The organism is Janthinobacterium sp. HH104, assembly GCF_001758715.1.
In the GTDB taxonomy this organism is placed as follows: domain Bacteria; phylum Pseudomonadota; class Gammaproteobacteria; order Burkholderiales; family Burkholderiaceae_D; genus Janthinobacterium; species Janthinobacterium aestuarii.
This window is the reverse complement of the sequence record NZ_LRIB01000042.1, coordinates 42936-61815: the sequence shown is the minus strand read 5'-3', so window position 1 is coordinate 61815 and position 18880 is coordinate 42936. Positions and strand designations below refer to the sequence as shown.

At 63.4% G+C, this 18880-nt stretch carries 16 protein-coding genes and 1 tRNA gene; 8 read left to right on the top strand and 9 right to left on the bottom strand.

The window, feature by feature from the left end:
- Window positions 1–130 precede the first annotated feature (130 nt).
- Window positions 131–215, top strand: a tRNA-Leu gene (locus tag JAB6_RS19750).
- A gap of 88 nt (window positions 216–303) precedes the next feature.
- On the opposite strand, the gene JAB6_RS19745 is transcribed toward JAB6_RS19750, so the two are convergent.
- Window positions 304–1155: an SDR family oxidoreductase gene (locus JAB6_RS19745; protein ID WP_070304195.1), complete on the bottom strand. Its 852-nt coding sequence runs from the start codon at window positions 1153–1155 to the stop codon at window positions 304–306.
- 116 nt (window positions 1156–1271) lie between these two features.
- Between JAB6_RS19745 and JAB6_RS19740 the strand changes: the two genes are divergently transcribed.
- The 4 genes from JAB6_RS19740 (at window position 1272) to phaP (ending at window position 5004) form a co-directional block, all read left to right on the top strand.
- Window positions 1272–1700: a helix-turn-helix domain-containing protein gene (locus JAB6_RS19740; RefSeq protein WP_070304194.1), complete on the top strand. Its 429-nt coding sequence runs from the start codon at window positions 1272–1274 to the stop codon at window positions 1698–1700.
- Window positions 1701–1802: 102 nt separating this feature from the next.
- Window positions 1803–4043 (top strand): ATP-binding protein, encoded by a 2241-nt coding sequence (locus JAB6_RS19735; protein WP_034755109.1) that lies wholly within the window; start codon window positions 1803–1805, stop codon window positions 4041–4043.
- 46 nt (window positions 4044–4089) lie between these two features.
- Entirely contained in the window at window positions 4090–4284 is a 195-nt protein-coding gene (locus JAB6_RS19730) for a hypothetical protein (RefSeq protein WP_070304193.1), read from the top strand.
- Window positions 4285–4392: 108 nt separating this feature from the next.
- Window positions 4393–5004, top strand: a complete 612-nt coding sequence (gene phaP, locus JAB6_RS19725) for a TIGR01841 family phasin (protein ID WP_070304192.1) — start codon at window positions 4393–4395, stop codon at window positions 5002–5004.
- 133 nt (window positions 5005–5137) lie between these two features.
- Here the strand turns inward: phaP and JAB6_RS19720 are convergent, their stop codons facing one another.
- Entirely contained in the window at window positions 5138–6367 is a 1230-nt protein-coding gene (locus JAB6_RS19720; RefSeq protein ID WP_070304191.1) for an MFS transporter, read from the bottom strand.
- 156 nt (window positions 6368–6523) lie between these two features.
- On the opposite strand from JAB6_RS19720, the gene JAB6_RS19715 reads away from it, so the two are divergent.
- From JAB6_RS19715 to JAB6_RS19705, 3 genes are all read left to right on the top strand, one after another.
- A complete protein-coding gene (locus JAB6_RS19715; protein ID WP_070304190.1) occupies window positions 6524–7228 on the top strand; it encodes an SMI1/KNR4 family protein in 705 nt (234 codons plus the stop codon).
- Between the two features lie 85 nt (window positions 7229–7313).
- Window positions 7314–8966, top strand: a complete 1653-nt coding sequence (locus JAB6_RS19710) for a VRR-NUC domain-containing protein (RefSeq protein ID WP_070304189.1) — start codon at window positions 7314–7316, stop codon at window positions 8964–8966.
- On the top strand, window positions 8963–11227 hold the full coding sequence (locus JAB6_RS19705) for an ATP-dependent DNA helicase (RefSeq protein WP_070304188.1): 2265 nt from the start codon (window positions 8963–8965) through the stop codon (window positions 11225–11227). The genes JAB6_RS19710 and JAB6_RS19705 overlap by 4 nt, the downstream gene beginning before the upstream one ends.
- On the opposite strand, the gene JAB6_RS19700 is transcribed toward JAB6_RS19705, so the two are convergent.
- From JAB6_RS19700 to senA, 7 genes are all read right to left on the bottom strand, one after another.
- Window positions 11213–11941, bottom strand: coding sequence for a LytTR family DNA-binding domain-containing protein (locus JAB6_RS19700; protein ID WP_070304187.1), 729 nt, complete (start codon window positions 11939–11941; stop codon window positions 11213–11215). The genes JAB6_RS19705 and JAB6_RS19700 overlap by 15 nt on opposite strands.
- 11 nt (window positions 11942–11952) lie before the next feature.
- Window positions 11953–13029, bottom strand: coding sequence for a sensor histidine kinase (locus tag JAB6_RS19695; RefSeq protein WP_070304186.1), 1077 nt, complete (start codon window positions 13027–13029; stop codon window positions 11953–11955).
- A gap of 6 nt (window positions 13030–13035) precedes the next feature.
- Window positions 13036–13851 (bottom strand): DUF5668 domain-containing protein, encoded by an 816-nt coding sequence (locus tag JAB6_RS19690; protein WP_070304185.1) that lies wholly within the window; start codon window positions 13849–13851, stop codon window positions 13036–13038.
- Complete coding sequence (locus JAB6_RS19685) at window positions 13841–14224, bottom strand: DUF5668 domain-containing protein (RefSeq protein WP_034755139.1); 384 nt, start codon at window positions 14222–14224, stop codon at window positions 13841–13843. The genes JAB6_RS19690 and JAB6_RS19685 overlap by 11 nt, the downstream gene beginning before the upstream one ends.
- A gap of 393 nt (window positions 14225–14617) precedes the next feature.
- The gene (locus JAB6_RS19680) at window positions 14618–15532 is read right to left on the bottom strand and encodes an NAD-dependent epimerase/dehydratase family protein (protein WP_070304184.1); all 915 of its coding nucleotides are present in this window, start codon (window positions 15530–15532) and stop codon (window positions 14618–14620) included.
- Window positions 15533–15625: 93 nt separating this feature from the next.
- Complete coding sequence (locus JAB6_RS19675) at window positions 15626–17572, bottom strand: UvrD-helicase domain-containing protein (protein WP_070304183.1); 1947 nt, start codon at window positions 17570–17572, stop codon at window positions 15626–15628.
- A gap of 35 nt (window positions 17573–17607) precedes the next feature.
- Window positions 17608–18804: a selenoneine synthase SenA gene (senA, locus tag JAB6_RS19670; RefSeq protein WP_254671707.1), complete on the bottom strand. Its 1197-nt coding sequence runs from the start codon at window positions 18802–18804 to the stop codon at window positions 17608–17610.
- Window positions 18805–18880 lie beyond the last annotated feature (76 nt).

The following is an 18880-nucleotide window of genomic DNA, read 5'->3' as shown; positions in this document are numbered from 1 at the left end:
GGTTCAGGTCCATGTGCCTTCGGGTGTAGGGGTTCGAGTCCCTTCGTGGGCACCACCAGCAACGAGTTGTTTTCGTTGTAGTCCGCAGTACAGTAGTGAGATATAGCAGTAAGCAACAAGCAGCATCAGTGCCCACGTGGCGGAATTGGTAGACGCGCATGGTTCAGGTCCATGTGCCTTCGGGTGTAGGGGTTCGAGTCCCTTCGTGGGCACCATTACCTAATTCGCAAAAAAGCCGCAAACTTTCACGAGTTTGCGGCTTTTTTCATTTCCGGATGCCGCGTTGCCACGGCATCCTCCCCCTTATTTCGCCAGCGCCGCCTTCACGGCGTCAAGCAGGCTCGTCGTCGGACGGCCGATCAGCGCGCTCAATTGCTTGCCATGGTCTTCCAGGCCGCCCTTGGCCGTGCCCGCATCGGAGTCGGCCAGCAGATCGGCAAAGCCTTCCGGCACGCCCACGCTCACCAGCGCCGCCTTGAAATCCGCCTGCGGCAAATCCTTGTACACGATCGCCTTGCCCGACTGGCGCGCCACTTCGGCCGCGTACTCGGCCAAGGTGAACCCTTGGTCGCCAGCCAGTTCATAGATGGCCTGCGGCTGGGCCGCCGTCAGCACGGCGGCAGCTGCCGCTGCGTAGTCGGCACGCGCGGCGGACGAGAAACGCCCGTTTTGCGCCGCACCCAGCACGACGCCATGCTCGAGCACTGGTGCCAGGTGTTCCGTATGGTTTTCCAGGTACCAGCCGTTGCGCAGGAAACTGTAAGGCAGGCCGGAGGCGCGGATGGCCGCTTCCGTGATCACGTGCTCGGCGGCCAGGCCCAGCGGCGACGTGTCGGCGCGCAAGACGCTGGTATAGGCCAGCAGGGATACGCCGGCGCGCTTGGCCGCATCGATGACGTTCTGGTGCTGCTGCGCGCGCTGACCCACTTCGCTCGACGAAATCAGCAAAACCTTGCTTGCGCCCTTGAACGCCGCGTCGAGGCTGGCCCCATCGTTGTAATCGGCCTGGCGCACTTGCACACCCCGGGCGGCCAGGTCGGCGGCCTTGGCCGGGTTGCGCACGGCGGCGATGATATTGGCTGCGGGGACGGATTTGAGCAGGCTGGCGATGACGTGCTGGCCCAGATTGCCTGTGGCGCCGGTGATGACGATCATGATTTCTCCTTGGTACGTGGGTGGTAAAACCCTATAATAGGACTATTACTTACTTATTGTAAGTACGTACCTTTTGGTAAGTATGAATGCAATCCACCTTAACAAGGCCAACTATCATGTCCACAGACACTCCCGGCGCCAGCCTGCGCGCCGCCCTCGCCCGGCAAACCCAGGACGCCCACCTGCTGGCGGCCACCTGCCCGTCGCGCGCCGTGCTCAGCCACCTGACCAGCCGCTGGGCCGTGCTGGTGCTGGTACTGCTGCTGAGCGGCACCCGGCGCTTCAGCGAACTGCGCCGGGAAGTGGGCGGCGTCAGCGAAAAAATGCTGGCGCAAACCCTGGAAGCGCTGGCGGGCGACGGCTTCGTGCTGCGCCAGGCGTACTTGGTGATACCACCCAAGGTGGAATACAGCCTCACGCCGCTGGGACGCGAGGCGGCAGAACGCCTGGCCGTGCTGGTCGACTGGATCGAGGATAATTACCCGCGCATCGAACAGGCGCGCGCCGACCTGGCAACGGCGCCCGCGGCACAAAACGCCGCGTGAACGAGACCCATCCGCATTGCCTTGAGTCATCAAGAATTATCGTTTACTCCTACTTGCCTTGATGTAATACTAGGCCCATGAAACGCGTAAGGGCGCGACACCATGAACCAGTTGATTTCTTCCATCACCGACCGGGCCAATGTGCTGTTGGTCAGCAATTCGCCGAACGATGTGCGCGAACTGCTGTATGTGCTGGACAGACATAATCTGGGCACGGGACTGGCGGGCGATATCGACGAAGGCGTGGAACTGGCGGCCGGCGGCACGGACCTGATCCTGCTCGACGCGGCGCTGGCGGGCTCGAATATCGGCGCCACCTGCATGCGCCTGCGCAATGCGGGCGGACGCCACAGCGTGCCCCTGCTGCTGATGTCGGCCACGCCCAGCGCCGAGGAACAGGGCCGCAGCGTGGGCGCCGGCGCCTCCGACTACATCAAGATGCCCTTCAACGCGCGCGACGTGGCAGAAAAAATCCTCATGGAACTGGCGCTGCACAAGGCCGAGGCGCCCGCGCCGCGTGCGGCCACGCCGCCGCGCCCCCTGCATCCGCAAACGCTGGAAGTCAATTACCACTCGATCCTGGCCGGCTCGCCCGACGCCGTGCTGCTGTTCGATATCGACAACGGCCTGCTGATCGACGCCAACCACCTGGCCGAAGAATTGTTCGGCATGCCGCTGGCCGAGCTGCTGCAAGGCGGCATGGAGCCGCTGTTCCCCCAGCATCAGAGCGACGGCCGCGCCTCGCCGCAGCTGCTGGAAGAAAAGATCCGCGATACCTTGCAAGGCAAGATCGTCGTCTTCCGCGCCAGCTGCTGCCATCGCGACAGCCGCCCGATCGCCTGCGAAATCCGGCTGATGCGCCTGTCCGTGCCGGGCCGCCAGCTCGTGCATGCGCGCATCATCGACTTGACTGAACGCAACCTCGCCGAAGCGATGCGCTCGGGCCAGAGCGCCCTGCTGGAAATGGTCGCCAAGGGCGCGCCGCTGATCCCGACCCTGAACCAGCTGCTGCTGTTAATCGAAGGCCAGTCGCGCGGCGTGCTCTGCTCCATCATGCTGCTCGACGACGATGGCGTCCACATGCACAGCGCGGCCGGCCCCAGCCTGCCGCCAGACTACATGGCCCTGCTCGAAGGCGTGGCCATCGGCCCCGGCGTGGGTTCTTGCGGCACGGCCATGTTCCTGCGCGAACCGGTGGTGGTCAGCGACATCATGTGCGATCCGCTGTGGGCGCCCTACCGCGAACTGGCCGCGCCGTTCGGCTTGCGCGCCTGCTGGTCGCGCCCCATCTTCGGCCAGGATGGCGCCGTACTCGGTTCCTTCGCCATGTACTACCGCGATGTGCGCAAGCCCGATGCGCGCGACCTCGAGCTGATCGACACGGCGACCGACCTGGCCGGCATTGCGATTGGCCGCATGCGCCACGAGCGCGAACTGGAGCGCCACCGCGCCCACCTGGAAGAGCTGGTGGCCGAACGCACGGCGGCCCTGACGCAGGCCAAGGAACACTCGGAACAGACGAACCGCGAATTGGCCGCCGCACTGGAAAACCTGTCGATCACGCAGGAGGAACTGGTGCGCCGCGACAAGCTGGCCGCGCTCGGCGCGCTGGTGGCCGGCATCGCGCATGAACTCAATACGCCGATCGGCAACGGCCTGGTGGTGGCCACCACGATGGCCGAACGCACGCGCGAAATCCAGGCCAGCTTCCTCGACGGCTTGCGCCGCTCCGAACTGGGCGCCTACCTGACGCAGGCCAGCGAGGCCGACGCCATCATGCTGCGCAACCTGCAGCGCGCCGCCGACCTCGTCTCGAGCTTCAAACAGATCGCCGTCGACCGCGCCAGCTCGCAGCGCCGCCACTTCCTGCTGCGCCAGTTCGTGGCCGAGCTGATGCTGCCCCTGTCCACGCAGCTCAAGGCGGCCGGCTTGACGCTGACGCAGGACGTGCCTGAGGGCCTGGCCATGGATAGCTATCCGGGTCCGCTGGGCCAGGTGCTGAGCAACCTGCTGGAAAACTGCCTGCGCCACGCCTTCGAGGGCCGCAGCGGAGGCGCCATTCACATCAGGGCGCGCGGCAGCGACGACGGCAAGACGATCACCATGTCCATCGCCGACACGGGCGTGGGCATCGCCGCCGACGACCTCGTGCACGTCTACGACCCTTTCTTCACGACCAAGCTCGGTTCGGGCGGCTCGGGCCTGGGCCTGCATGTGGCGCACAACATCATCACGGGCGTGCTGGGCGGCCATATCGACGCCACCAGCAGCACGGGCGACGCCAGCGGCACCACCTTCACCCTGCAGCTGCCCGCGGTGGCGCCGCAATCGCCCGCGCCCTGAACGGCAAGCGCGCTACAATGCCCGCAAGCATTCTTTCGGAGCACCCATGAAATACCTGATCGCCACGGCCTTGCTGGCAGTGTGCGCCTGCACAATGGCCGGACCTGCCCCCTGGTACAAATGGCGCAGCAAGATCGACGGCACCCTGTCGTGCGCCCAATCGACCCTGGGATTTGGCTGGGAACTGGCCTCGGGACCGTACAAAGATAGCCGTTGCGAAAAACCGGCGCTTGTTAAATAATGGGGCCATGACCACACGGGGGCACCGGCTTGATTGCAAGCGATGGCATTGCGGCGTCGAAAGAGTATGGAACGATAAGAACGTATCTATTCAAACCGAGGAGACCACATGTTTACGAATCCCGAACAATTCGCAACGGCCACCAAGGCCCTGTTTGAATTCCAGCTGATGACCTTCAACACCCTCACCTCGAAGGCCGTGCAAGGCGTGGAACAGGTGCTGGCGTTGAACATGGCCACCGCCAAGTCCGGCATCGAGGATGGCATCGCCGCCGGCAAGGAAATCAGCCAGGCCAAGGATCCGAAGGCCGCCATGGCCGCCGCCGCTGCCCAGCTGCAACCGGGCGTGGCCGGCGCCAAAGCGTATAAACAGCAACTCGACGACATCATCAAGGAAATCCACACGGAATTCACCACGGCCGCAGAAGCCCACGTGGCCGAAGCGAAAAGCAATCTGAGCGCCCTGATCTACGACGTCACGAAAAACGTGCCCCCAGGCTCGGAAAACGCCGTCGCCATCGTCAAGGCCGCCATCGACAATGCCTTCCTCGGCTACGAGCAAGTGACCAAGGCCACGAAACAGGCCGTGAAGACCGTCGAAGAGCAGATCGCCAAGGCCAGCGCGCAAGTGGCGCAGGCCACGGAAAAAGCCACGACCGGTGCCACTGCTGCGCCTGAAAAAGCAGCGCCGGCGGCCAAGCCGAAGGCTGCCAAAAAGTAATCCGACGCATTGTTGGCGTTAATGGTGATGTCGGATTACGCGCATGCGCGCTAATCCGACCTACCACCTACAAGAATTCACCGGCAGGGTCCGGTATTCGCCCCCCTCCCTCCCCCCGAAAGATAGGCAGCGCCTAGCTGCAGAAATCCTGGCATGCCTTCGCCTCGACGGCGCCGTCCAGCTGGCGGCGCCAGGCCACCATGCGCCACGCGGCCCAGGCGGCGGACAAGGCGCCTGCGACGAGGATCAGCCGCGTATCGATCAGGGTCAGCACGGAGCCGCTGAGGGCGACGACGATGTTGGCGATGCAAAACGTCGTGGCCAGCAAACCCATCACGGCGCCCTGTCCGTGCGCGCTGAAGCGCTCGGCGCACCAGCCCTGTATCACCGTGTTGTACAGGGCATTCGGAATGCCGAACAGCACGATGGCGGCGATGCCCACCCAGATATTACCCAGCGCCAATATCCCTACGGCCAGCGCCACGCCGCACGCATACCAGCAGGCCCGCAGCAGCGGCGCATGGCGGCTGGGACCGCCCGCCAGCAAGGACGTGATGGTCATCGTGCCGCACAGGCCCACATTCACCCAGGCAATCTCCTGTGCATGGTAATTGGCCGTCTCGACCAGCCACAGCGGATAGAACTCGTAAAAACTGGCCACGCCGCACGTAAACGCCAATTGCACGATGAACAGGGTGCGCAGCTCCTCATGGCGCAGCAAATTGAGCGAATGGCGGTCGCGCGCCACTTGCCACCACGACGTCGTCAATAGCGAGGGCGTTTCACGCTGTAAACCCACGGCCACCAGCACGGCGACGAGCATCAGGGCGGCGGCGGCAATCCAGAACGGTACCGTCACACCCCAATGCAGGGTCGCGCCCGCCAGGATCGGGCCCACCAGCCAGCCCAGGTAAAACGCGCCGTTCAGCCACGACATGGCGCGCAGGCGCAGCGGCCCCGTCAACTGGTCGGCCAGCATGGCGCGCGCCACGGCGCCGTTCCCTTCCAGCAAACCCGTGATGAAACGGGCCACGATGAACAGAGGGTAGGACTGGATCACCAGCGCCCAGGCCGTGATGGCGTGGCCGATGGCGGCGCCCACGGCCGTGCGCATCAGCAAAGGGCGGCGGCCATAACGGTCGGACAAGGGCCCCAGCAAGGCCGAGCCGATCAGCAAGCCCAGCGGGTTGATGGTCAGCGCCAGGCCGAACAGCAATTTCGACGGCAAGCCCAGGAAATTGTTGAAGGCATTCGGCGCCTCGGCCGCGAACAGGGGTGGCAGGATCGGGTATGGCAGCGAGGCGCCGATGGTCGACAGCAGCGCCAGCAGGCAGGCGGCGGAAATCAGGATGATGTTTTTCATGCGGGTTCGGCGGATGTTAGTCTGGCAAGCATACGTGACCATGCCACATAAGCAAACTTAAATGTTTATTAATGATGTCCGTCGTTGCTGCCGTGAAGCGTGCGAGACACGGCCTCGGCTATCATGCCCAGACGAATCACGTTTAACGGGGCAAACATGACACTGTCAGAAATTGAACAGCAGCACGGCTTCACCTATCCCGCATTGTATCGGCAGCTGGAGCGCGACGGCATGCTGGCCGTGGGCGAATACGGCCCCGACTGGTACAAGCTGGTCTATCCCACATTGACGGAGCGGCCCACCCTGCTGCTGCATGCGGATGATTTCGAATTGCTCAACATCGAGGCCGTCGCCGCGGAAGCGGAAACCTTGCTGGATACGGACGATTACCGGCAGATCGATCCCGCCTTCCAGTTCATCCCTTTCGCGCAAACGGGTGCGGGCGACCACTACTGCTTTTTCGCGTCAAGCGAGCAAGACGGCGAGATGCCCATCGTGCTGCTGTGGCATGACGAGAATGAAGCCCAGTACCTGGCAAAAAACCTGCAAGATTTCATGGTTCACATGTTGTTGAACAGCATGGCGGACCAGGATACGTACAACGACGTCAGCGACGAAGCATTCAAGGAGCAACTGGCAAAAACCCTGGGCACGCACGCGCGCTACCTGACGGCGCGGCAAGCCGAAGTGTTGCACGCCTTGCTGGCCAGGGACATCATCGATTACGAGGTGGCGCTGCCGAAGGGACGCACGGAAACGCATCGGGGATTGCTGACCGATATAGAACTGGCCAGCCTGCGCGCAGAACTGATTCCCTGTGAAAAGTTCGACAGCTATTTTGCCTACAGCACGGCTGACTGAACATAAAATCACTGGGCAAGCGGCGGCTGAAGGTTTAAACTGTATATAAACACAGTAAAACCGTTCACCTTGCCCTATTGCCCCCATGTTGAGAGTCCTGGAAAATCCCCTGTACTATCTGGATAATTTCCAGGACGTGCTGAACTGGATCAGCGCGCGTTACGCCGATCTGCTGAGCGTTGAAGAAACGCAGTTCATCGCCGCCTTCAGCGCACTGCCGCAGCCGTCGCGCGCCCTGTTCGTGCGCCTCGTCATGCGCAAGGGCTGCCTGTTTCGCGCCAGCAAGCTCAATTACCCGGAAATCGGCGACGCGCGCGCGGCCGCCCTGCCCTTGCTGGCCACGGGCTGGGTCGAGGCTGATCCAGCGATCTCGCTCGATGAACTGTTCGAACTGCTGCTGAAAGCAGAAATCGTCCAGGCCTTCGCCCTCGCCGCCCCGCTGAAAGCGGCGCGCAAGGCCGAGCAGCTGGACGCCTTGCGCGAGCAGCATGGGGAAAGTAAACCGTTTTCCGCTTGGCATCCAGCCTGCACCGACGTGCTGTACCGCATCGGCTTGCAAGTGCTGTGCGACCGCCTGCGCCTGATTTACTTTGGCAACTATCACCAGGACTGGTCGGAATTCGTGCTGTCCGACCTTGGCGTGTATCAATACGAAAAAGTGGAATTCTCGCCGCAGTCGCGCGGGTTTCGCACGCGCCAGGATATCGAGCACTATGAAGTGCTGCACCAGTGCCGCGAACGTTACAACGACAGCGTGCCGGCCGACGAAGTGCTGCAGGAACTGGCTGCGTTGCCCTTGTCCGAGGACAATACCTGGCTGGCCAGCCGGCGCGATAAGCTGCGCTTCCAGATCGCCCAGCACCTGGAAAAATGCCAGGACTGGCTGGCCGCCTACCGTGCCTACGCCGATTGCCGCTATCCGGGCGCGCGTGGCCGCGCCATCCGCGTGCTGGAAAAAGACGAGCAGCCGCAAGCGGCCTACGAACGCCTGCTGATCGCCCTGGCCGCGCCGGAAAGCGAGGCGGAACAGCAATTGCTGCTGCGCATGGCGCCCCGTTTGCGGCGCAAGCTGGGCCATGCGAAGCAGGCGGCCAATGCGGCCGCCGCCGTGGAGCGCATCGACCTGCTGCTGCCCTATCCGGAACTGGCGTGCTACGTGGAAGGCGTGGTGCAGCAGCATTTGATGCGGGAGGATGCGCCCGTGTATTACGTGGAAAACACCCTGATCAACTCGCTGTTCGGCCTGCTGTGCTGGCCCGCCATCTTCAAGCCCATGCCGGGCGCCTTCTTCCACCCGTTCCACCGTGGCCCGGCCGACTTGCACAGCGCCGATTTTTACCAGCGCCGCAGCACGGACTTTGCCGCCTGCCTGGCGCAACTGGACGACGGCCGCTACCACGCGGCCATCCGCGCCACGCTTGCCGCCAAGCACGGCATCGTCTCGCCCTTCGTCAGCTGGGAGGTGCTGGACGACGGCTTGCTGGACCTGGCGCTGGCCTGCATCCCGGCAGTCCACCTGAAGAAGGCGTTCGAGCGCATCTTGCTCGACATCAAAAGCAACCGCAGCGGCTTTCCCGACCTGATCCAGTTCTGGCCACAGGAACAGCGCTACCGCATGATCGAAGTCAAGGGTCCCGGCGACCGCCTGCAAGACAACCAGCTGCGCTGGATCGCGTATTGCGCCGAACACGCCATGCCCGTCAGCGTGTGCTACCTGCAGTGGCAGGCGGCCACATGAGCCGCAACACTTACACCATCGCCGTGCGCGCGCTGTGCGAATTCACGGCCAAGGTGGGCGACCTGGACTTGCGTTTCACGCCCTCACCCACGGCGCAGGAAGGCATGGCCGGCCACGCCACCGTGACGGGCCGGCGCGATGATGATTACCAGCGTGAAATTAGTCTTTCCGGCGACTTCGGCCCCCTGCACGTGCGGGGCCGCGCCGATGGCTACGACCCGGCGCGGCGCCAGCTGGAAGAGATCAAGACCTACCGGGGTGAACTGGACGCCATGCCCGCCAACCATCGCCAGTTGCACTGGGCGCAGGCGCGCATCTACGGCCACTTGCTGTGCCAGCAACTGAACTTGCCCATGCTGCGCGTGGCGCTCGTGTATTTCGATATCGTGAGCCAGAAGGAAACCGTCATGCACGAGGAGTGCACGGCCGAGGCGCTGCGCACCTTCTTCGAACAGCATTGCGCGCTGTTCCTCGACTGGGCCGAGCAGGAAATGGCGCACCGCGCCAGCCGCGACGCACAACTCACGGCCATGGCCTTTCCCCATGCGGACTTTCGCCCGGGCCAGCGCCAGCTGGCCGAAGCCATGTACAAGGCCAGCAGCCGCGGCTGCGGCTTGCTGGCGCAGGCGCCGACCGGCATCGGCAAGACGGTGGGCAGCCTGTTCCCCATGTTGAAAGCGACGGCCGCACATGGCCTCGATAAACTGTTTTTCCTGGCCGCCAAGGTGCCCGGCCGCCAGATGGCGCTCGACGCCTGCGCCATCCTCAAGGACAGCGCGCCGCTGCTGCCGCTACGCGTGCTGGAATTGAGCGCCAAGACCAGCGCCTGCGAACATCGGGACAAAGCCTGCCATGGCGAATCGTGTCCGCTGGCCAAGGGTTTTTACGACCGCCTGCCACTGGCGCGCGAGGTGGCGCTGGCCAGCGGCTTGATCCTCGACAAGGAAGCCGTGCGCGCCATCGCCTTGCAGCAAGGTATTTGCCCCTATTACCTGGGCATGGAGCTGGCGCGCTGGAGTGACGTCGTCATCGGCGACTACAATTACTATTTCGACCTCAGCGCCATGCTGTACGGCATGACGCTGGCCCACGACTGGAAAGTCAATGTGCTGGTCGACGAAGCGCACAATATGGTGTCGCGCGCGCGCAGCATGTATACCGCCGAACTGGCGCAGATCGACCTGAAGATGCTGCGCAAGTTCGCGCCCGACACCTTGAAAAAGCCGCTCGACCGCCTGTCGCGCCAGTGGACGGCTTTGTTGAAAGAGCAGGATGGCGATTACCACGTGCATGCGGCCTTGCCCGAGAAATTCTTTGGCGCCCTGCAAGGCGTGGCGACGGCCATCGGCGACTACATGGCCGAACATGCCACGGCCCTGGACGAAGACTTGCAGCGCTTTTACTTTGACGTGCTGCTGATCAACCGCCTGGCGGAAAGCTTCGGCGAACATTCGCTGTTCGACGTCAGCAAAACGGAGACGGGCTCCACCGTCTGCATCCGCAACATCGTGCCGGCGCCGTTTCTCAAGGAACGCTTCGCGGCCAGTCACAGCACGGCCCTGTTTTCCGCCACCCTGAGTCCGTGGAATTACTACAGCGACACCCTGGGCATGCCGGCCGACACGGCCTGGGTCGACGTGGAATCGCCATTCCAGGCGGAACAATTGTCCGTGCGCGTGGCCGACACGATTTCCACGCGCTACCAGCACCGCGCCGCCTCCTTGCTGCCCATCGCCCAGCTGATGGCGAAGCAATACGCGGAAACGCCGGGCAACTACCTGGCCTTCTTCAGCAGCTTCGACTACATGGAAAAGACGGCCCACTTGTTCGCCCAGCATTATCCGGACGTGCCCCTGTGGCAACAGCCGCGCCGCATGGATGACAGTGCCCGCGCGCAATTCCTCGGACGTTTCGGCCTGGACACGCGCGGCATCGGCTTTGCCGTGCTCGGCGGCGCGTTTGGCGAAGGCATCGACTTGCCCGGTGCGCGCCTGATCGGCGCCTTCATCGCCACCCTGGGTTTGCCGCAGATCAATCCCGTCAACGAGCAGATCCGCCAGCGCATGGGCGACATCTTCGGCGCCGGCTACGACTACACGTATCTGTATCCGGGCATGCAAAAGGTGGTGCAGGCGGCAGGCCGGGTGATCCGCACGCAGTCGGACAAGGGCGTCGTCTACCTGATCGACGACCGTTTTTCGCGCCCGGAAATACGCCAGCTGCTACCCACGTGGTGGGATGTGCAGCTAGCCAACCAGTAACTTCAGCTTCTGGTAGCCCGCCTTGCTCACGGGAATGCGCGTGTCATCGCGCAGGATGGCCACGTGGCTGTCTTTCGTTGCCGCCTCGATGCGGCGGATGCCGTCAATATTGAGCAGATACGACCTGTGCACGCGCAGGAACTTGGCGGGATCAAGCTGGGTCTCCAGCTCCGACAGTCGCTGGCTTTTCAGATAGGACTTGCCTTCGGAACGGATGCTGATGTAATCGTCCTGCGCCTCGATGTAGTCGATGCGCGCGCTGGCGATGACGTGGACCTTGGCGCCGTCGCGTATCAGCACGCGGTCGAGGGGCGCGGCGCGCGTGGCCGCTTCGCGCACCAGCGTTTGTACAGTCTCGGGCATGCTGCGGTGGGCACGCGCATGGGCCAGCGCCTGGTCGAAGCGCTGTTCGCTGAACGGCTTGAGCAGATAGTCGAGCGCATGGCATTCGAACGCTTTCAAGGCGTACTGGTCGTAGGCCGTGACAAAGATCAACTTTGTCTTCGCGCCGATCAATTCGGCCACTTCAAAACCGTCCAGGCGCGGCATCTGGATGTCGAGGAACACCAGCTCCGGTTCCAGTTCCGCGATGGCCTTGACGGCGTCAAAGCCGTTGGCGCACTCGGCGACGATCTCGATATCGTCATGGCGTGCCAGGTATTCGCGCAGCACGCTGCGCGCCAGTAATTCGTCATCGACGATGGCCACCCGCATTCTTGATTGCATCATGCTTCCTCCGTGTCGCCGGTCTGTGCCGGCATCGATAGCGTTACTTCAAACGCCGCGCCGCGCCGCGCCCAATGCACGCCCGCTTCGTGGCCATACGCACCGGCCAGGCGCTGGCGCACATTCTCCAGGCCCACGCCGTTGCCGCGCGCCGGCCCCTGATCCGCATCGACGGGATTGCGCACGGCGATCTGCAGCAAGCTGCCTGCGCGCCGGACCTCGATGGCGATCAGGCCGCCCTCCGTCAAGCCGCAGATACCATGCTTGACGGCATTTTCCACGAGCGGCTGTATCAGCATGGGCGGCAACAGACACGCCAGCGCGGCAGTGTCGATGCTTTCCGCCACCTGCAGGCGCGCGCCGAAACGCACTTGTTCGATGGCGAGAAAGTGGCGGATCAGCACGAGTTCCTCTTGCACGGTGATGTGCTTGTGCGCTTCCAGGCTCAGGCTCTGGCGAAAGAAACTGGCCAGTTGCACCGTCATCTGGCGCGCGCCCGCCGCATCGATAGACGTCAGGGCGCTGATGGAGTTCAGACTGTTGAACAGGAAATGCGGATCGATCTGCGTGCGCAGCATGCGCAGTTGCGCTTCCTGCGCCATCAGCTGCGCTTCCAGGCCCCGCTGCTCGGCCATCCTGGCGCGCACGAATTCGAGCAGCAGATAATGGACGGCGGCGGCCAGGCAATACAGCAGCGCGCCCAGGCCGAAGAACAGGGCCAGCAGCGATGGCGTCAGGTTCACGCCCAGCCAGTGCTGTTCCGTCAACAGGCTGACGCTGTTCAAAAATTGCAGCAGGGTCGCCCACAGCAAGCCCGCGAACAGGGCCGCCACGCCCATCACGCTGGCAATGGCGAACGGATGGCGGGCGTGCAAGGGATAGGCGCGGCACAAATAAAACGCGGAAAACCCCGAGCCGATCGCATACACGAGCGTGGCGGGTACCACCAGCAGCATCGCATTGAGCCAGGGCGCGTGCGCCACCCTGGCCAAGATGGAGGCCAGGGCCAGGCCCAGCGCGATGCAGACCAGGAACACCACCACGGCGCCGCGCCGCTTCGACAAGGGTCCGGACATGCGCGCCTAGTTGCGGATTTCCAGGCCGCCCATGATGGCGTAGCCCGTCACGTACAAACGCTTGTTCTGGTTCGGCGGCACGATGGTCTTTTCTTCGAAGCCGCCAAGGATGGGCGTGCCCTGCAGGACCACGCTCCAGTCGGGCGGGATCTTGATGGTGACGCCGCCGCACAGGGCAAATACGTTGAGCACGGCTTCGCCTTCGATCGATGCCTGGCGCAAGTCAATTTCGCAGCCTGCCATGATGACGTTGATATCGCCTCCCCTGAAGCGCTGCGACGATACGCGCCGCACGTAGCCGCCCAGGATGGCCGTCACTTCGATGATGCTGTCGTCGTCCGCCTGGCCGCCGGTGCTGGGCGCTGCAGTCGCATCGGCGGCTTCCTTGTCGAGCGATACGGCGCCATTGCGGGCCTGGCCGAAGAAATCAGGCGCGGCGCTGGCATCGGGCGGCGCGGCAAAGTGCCGGCGGCGCTGGCGCTGCCGCCCGCCGGGCAGGGATTTCGACACGACGGCCACGCCGGCGGCAATGATGAGCAGCGGCCACAGCATGCTCCAGTTGATATAGAACAAGCCCATGGCTTTCAAGGTCCAGCTCAGGCCCAGCAAGACCATCACGCCGCCGACGATGTGGCCGGAGCGGGAATGGCTTTGCGATATTTTCAGCAAGCCGAAAATGATGAGGATGGTGGGCCAGAAGCGGAAGGTATAGCGCACATTGATGAAGCCGAGGTTATCGAGCAGGAACAGCAGCCCCAGGCCGATGACGATGACGCCCAGCACGATCTGCGATGGCGAGTGCAGCGGCGGTCTATTTTTCATGCTCGGACTCCCGGTAGGCAATAAAATGTTTGTTCAACAGCGGTTCGAGCACGAGGCCCACGCCCCAGGCGATCAGCAAGGCGGGCCAGCTATTGTAGAAATTCAAGTTCCACAGTTCTTCATACGACACATACCACCAGGCGGCGAAGAAGATCAGCCACAGGCCGCTCAGCACCTGCTTGGCGGACACGGGCGTGAGCAGCTTGTTGAGGCCGAAGACGGCCAGTATCACTGGCCAATAATGCCATAGTGCATAGTAGTCATGGAGATAGATCACATCGAGCCGGTCCAGCAGGATGATGGCGCCGATGGCGATCAGCAGCACGCCCCACAGCAGCTGGGTACGGCGGTAATACGCTGGTTCAGGTTTCACGGTCACCCCTTGAAGTTGGTTGATCGTAAAGATACGCGGATTTCGGGCGCGCGAAAACAGCGCTTCGGCGAATGGCGGACAGGTGGCGGTGAATGGCGCAACGGCAGAAACAACAGACAAAAAACAGGCAAAAAAAAGACCGGCTAGGCCGGCCTTGAAGGGGTTCGCAGCACACACCGCGACCTGGAGTTGCAGTGCACAGCCGCAGAGCGCAAACGGCGCCGGCGGCGGAAATCTGGTGCCGATCCTTGAGGCGACCGGCTGACCTGCTGGAAGATCGAACATGCCGCCAACTTCACGGCAGTGCGTCTCAACCAAGCAAAGCCATCATACTCCCGATCGCAAAACAGCACCGTTCGCTAGCGCACACTGGTGCTGTTTTGCTGAGCTGCATCAACCGGCGGTGGCGTGCGGCGGCTTAAGCATATCGTTCTCGATCCATGCCAGCACGGACGTTCCCTGTGGCTGCCAGCCCAGCAGCTTGCGTGCCCGCTCGCCGCGCACGCGGCTGTTGGAACCGAGGCCGTAGGAAGCCATCTCGTAGCCCCATTCGGCAATGGCCTCGGGCAACGGCCAGTCCTGCGCGGGACCCAAGTCCAGTGCGGTGGCGATGGCGGCCGTCATGTCGCGGAAAGCCGCTTCGCCCGATTCGACGAAGTAAAAGGTGCCGGCGGGCGACTTTTCCAGCGCCAGCAGATACAGGCTGACGACGTCGTCGATGTGCACGTTGGACCAGATGTTACGGCCCGGACCCACATGGCGCACGATGCCGCTCTTGCGCGCCTGTTTCAATAAGCGGGGCAGCTGCACGCTGTCGCGCGGCAAGGCGCCATGGCCGTAGATCAAAGTGTTGCACAGCACGCTCGCGCGCACGCCCTGGCCTGCGCTGGCCAGCACCAGGTCATCGATGGCGACCCGGGCCGCCTTGTCGGCCGTCGGCGCCGGCAGCTTGTCTTCAAAGTAAATCTGTTCCGTGCCCTCGCCGCCCGACGCATCGCCCACGATGGACGAGCCGCTCGTGTGCAGAAACACTTTGTTGGTGCCGGCCAGCGCTTCAAGGATCGCCTCGACGGCGCCCCGGTGGTCGCTGCTGGCCGCATTGATGACGGCGTCCGCCGCCTTCGCCTGTTCGATGAGCAATGCGCAGTCGTTCAAATCGCCGTGCACGCCCAACACACCGACCTTGGCCAGCTCGGCCACCTGCTCTGGCTTGCGTACGAGGCCCGTCACCTGGTGGCCGGCGCGCACGAGGCCCGCCGCGATGGAACTGCCGATGAAACCTGCCGCGCCTGTCAAGAAAATCTTCATGCTTCACTCCTGTCTGGTTAGATTGCTTTCAATCACACCAGTCCAGTATGCCCGCTTTCGTCTTTCGCAAAAAGCGGCCACGCGGCAAAAGATCTATGACTTCGGCGCAACAATCCTCTGTTTCAGCTGCAGGGCGGCGATGTAGCGGCTCCGGTAAGCAGGGTCTTCCGGCGTGAGCAAGGTGAGCCTGTCGCGCGCGCGGGTGGCGGCCACGTAGAAACGGTTTTCTTCTTCCAGCGGGTCGGTCTTGCTGCGCGGGAATTCGTCGACGGCCAGGTAGGGCAAGATCACGTGATTGTATTCGAGGCCCTTGATCTGGTCGATGCAGGCGATGACCAGTTTGGCCTTGCCGGTCGAGACCGTCACGGCCTCTTCCATCTCGCCCAGCCAGCCGGCAAAGCCGCCCAGCGCCACGCCCGCTTCGCTGCACACGGCGATAAAACCGTGCAGGGAGCGGGCGACAACCCGCGCCTGAGCCGGATCGACGTAGATGCGGCGCGCCGTCTGTTCCAGCTGCATCAAGCCAAAGATGTGCTGCAGCGCATCGCCCGCCAGCGCATCGGGAGGCAGCGCACGCAGATAATCGACGGCGGCCAGGGTCAGCGCCGCCTTGTCCTGGTTCTGCGACTTGGCCAGTTGGTTCGTCAAGAAGCCTTCCAGCAAGTCGGGATAGTTGGCCACGTCGGCCTTGGCTTGCTGCAGTTCCGCGCGTGTAAACGGGATTTCCGCGAACGCCACCAGGGCTTCGAGGATTTCGCCGCGGCGCGGGCCGCTCTTGATCGCATGCAAGTCCTTGCGGGCGATGGCGACCATGCCGCGCAGCATCAGCACTTCCAGGCTCAGCAGATAGCTGTTCATGTCCACCAGCCCATACGCGATGCCGCTCTGGAACAGCGCCGTTTCCACGCGGATGGCCTGGTCGCGGTCGCGCAGCAAAATGGCCGTCGTGCCCGCATGCGCGTGTTCAAGCGCGGCGATCAGCTGGGCGCTGCACGCCTGCGGCTGCGCGTGGTCATATTCGAGCAGCTCGATGTGGGTGGCGCGCGTGAGGGCCGACACGCTGGGCTTGTTTTTCAGCACGCCCACGGCCTGCGCCAGCTGCGGGCCGTAACGGTAGGATGCGGTCAGCGGCAAGCGCTGCAAGGTGGGGAATTCCTGCTCGAAGCGCTGGCGCAGAAAGCGGTGGTCGGCGCCCGACCACGTGTAAATGACTTGATCCTTGTCGCCGGCGCCGCAGAAAAACGCGTTGCCGCGGCGTATCAGCATGGTCAGCAGGCGGAACGATGCTTCATTCAAATCGTGCAATTCATCGGCCACGATGATCTGGAAGGCCGGCAATTGCTGGCGCAGCGGCTCGTCGCCGTCGAGCATGCGCACCAGGTCGTAGGTGGCGTCGAACGGCGCGCGGAACTGGATGTCGCCCGTGTCGGCGCCGCGCAAGCCTTCATATTCGCGCAGCCACAGGTAATGCGTGCGCGACATGCCCAGCAGCTCCAGGTTGTCGTCCAGGGAATTGCTTTCGAAGTCGGGATTCTGGAAATCCAGGCGCGCCTTGGTGCGCAACTGCAATTTCAAGAATTCGGCGATGGCCCCGTTCGTCGTGTTGATTTCCAGCGGATAGCGGTGAGCATATTTTTCCGACACGACTTCCAGCGCTTCCCAGGCAATCGGGCGCAGCTCTTCATCGCTGCGCATGGCTGCCACCTGCATGTTTTCCAGCTGCAACAGCACCTTGGCGGCAAAGGCGTCGAAGGTGTCTACCGTCAGGCGCTTGACGACACCGAGCGGCACACCTACTTCCAGCAGGCGCTGGCGCAGGGCCACGCGCGCCGCTTCCGTGAAGACGAGGGCCAGCATGCGTTCGGGCGCACGTCCCCGGTGCAGCGCTTCGGCCAGGCGCAGGGCCAGGGTCGTCGTCTTGGCCGCGCCGGCATTGGCGTCGATCAAGACCACCTTCTTTTGCGCCGTCTGGATGGCGACCTGCTCCGGCGTGGGCGTGATGCGTTTGGGAATGAACTGCGGGGCGTTATCTGTACTCAAAAGAATTCCTGAAATGGTTGCTACTCTCTGCGCCGTTACCAGGCGCAAGTGCGCAGGCCGGCAAAGACGTCGCCCCGTTCGGGCGCGTGGAAAGCGCGCATGCGGGGCGAATGCAGGCGCGGCGGCGTGGCGAAGGCGGCGCCGCGCAGCACCTGGTGCTGCATGAAATACGGCGCCGAATATTCGCGCCAGGCATCGACCGCAAAGCCCTGATACGGTTCGAACGGCGTCGCCGTCCACTCCCACACCTGGCCCCAGTGAAAGCGCGGGTGGCCGGACAGCGCAGCATACTCCCATTCCGCCTCGGTCGCCAGGCGGCGCCCCGCCCAGGCGCAGTACGCCTGCGCTTCATACAGGTTGATATGGCGCACGGCCTCGTTCGGCGGCAAGGTCGTGCGCTGGCCGAAGCGCATGGTACGCCATTGTGTTGCTTCGCGCAGCCAGTACAGGGGCGACGAGCGCTCCTGCTGCATCAGCCAGGCGCTGCCGGCCGCGCTCCAGAACTGGCGGTTCTGGTAGCCGCCGTCGGCGACAAAATCGGCAAACTGGGCGTTCGAGACGGCGCAGGCATCGATGGAAAACGGCGGCACGTAGCAGGCATAAGGCGGCGATTCATTGTCGAAGGCAAACCCGGCCCCGCGCGGCGAGCCCAGTTCGATGGTGCCACCTGGAAAAGCAATCTCGCCCGCGCCTGGCGGCAAGGCCGGGCTGGCAGCCAGCGATTCCGGTGCTTCCAGGCCCAGCCATTGCAGGCCGGCCAGCATTTCCTCGCCACACAAGTCTTCGTGCGCCAAGGCCAGACGGTACGGCGCCAGGGCGCTGTCGACATTGGCTTCGCGCGACAGTTTATCGAGCACCCGGTCGAGCACTTCGCGGCAATACGTCTTGACGGCGCCCGGGCTGGGCAATTCCAGCTTCCAGCGTTCGCGGTGCGCCACCATGTTGGCGTCGAACAAGTCGTCGCCGCGCGTCAGCAGCGAGTTATAAATGGCGTCGGCCGGATGGCTGGAGGCGGCTTCGCGGAGGATGTACCACTCGGCAAACCAGGCGATCTGTGCGAGTTGCCACAAAGGCGGATTGAGGCGCGGATGACGGGGCATGCCGGCCACCACGTCCAGGCCGGCAGTAACGTAACAGTCGAACAGCGATAAAGTATCGTGGCGCGCAGCCTGCAGCGACTGGGCCAGTTGTTGCGCGCCAGCGTGGCGAAAAGAGGTGTTGATTAAAGTCATGGCCTGATTGTAACGACTTATGCCAACCTTGCACTAGTCGCAGAGGAAACAGGGAAGAAGTCCTCCCCTTCCCTCG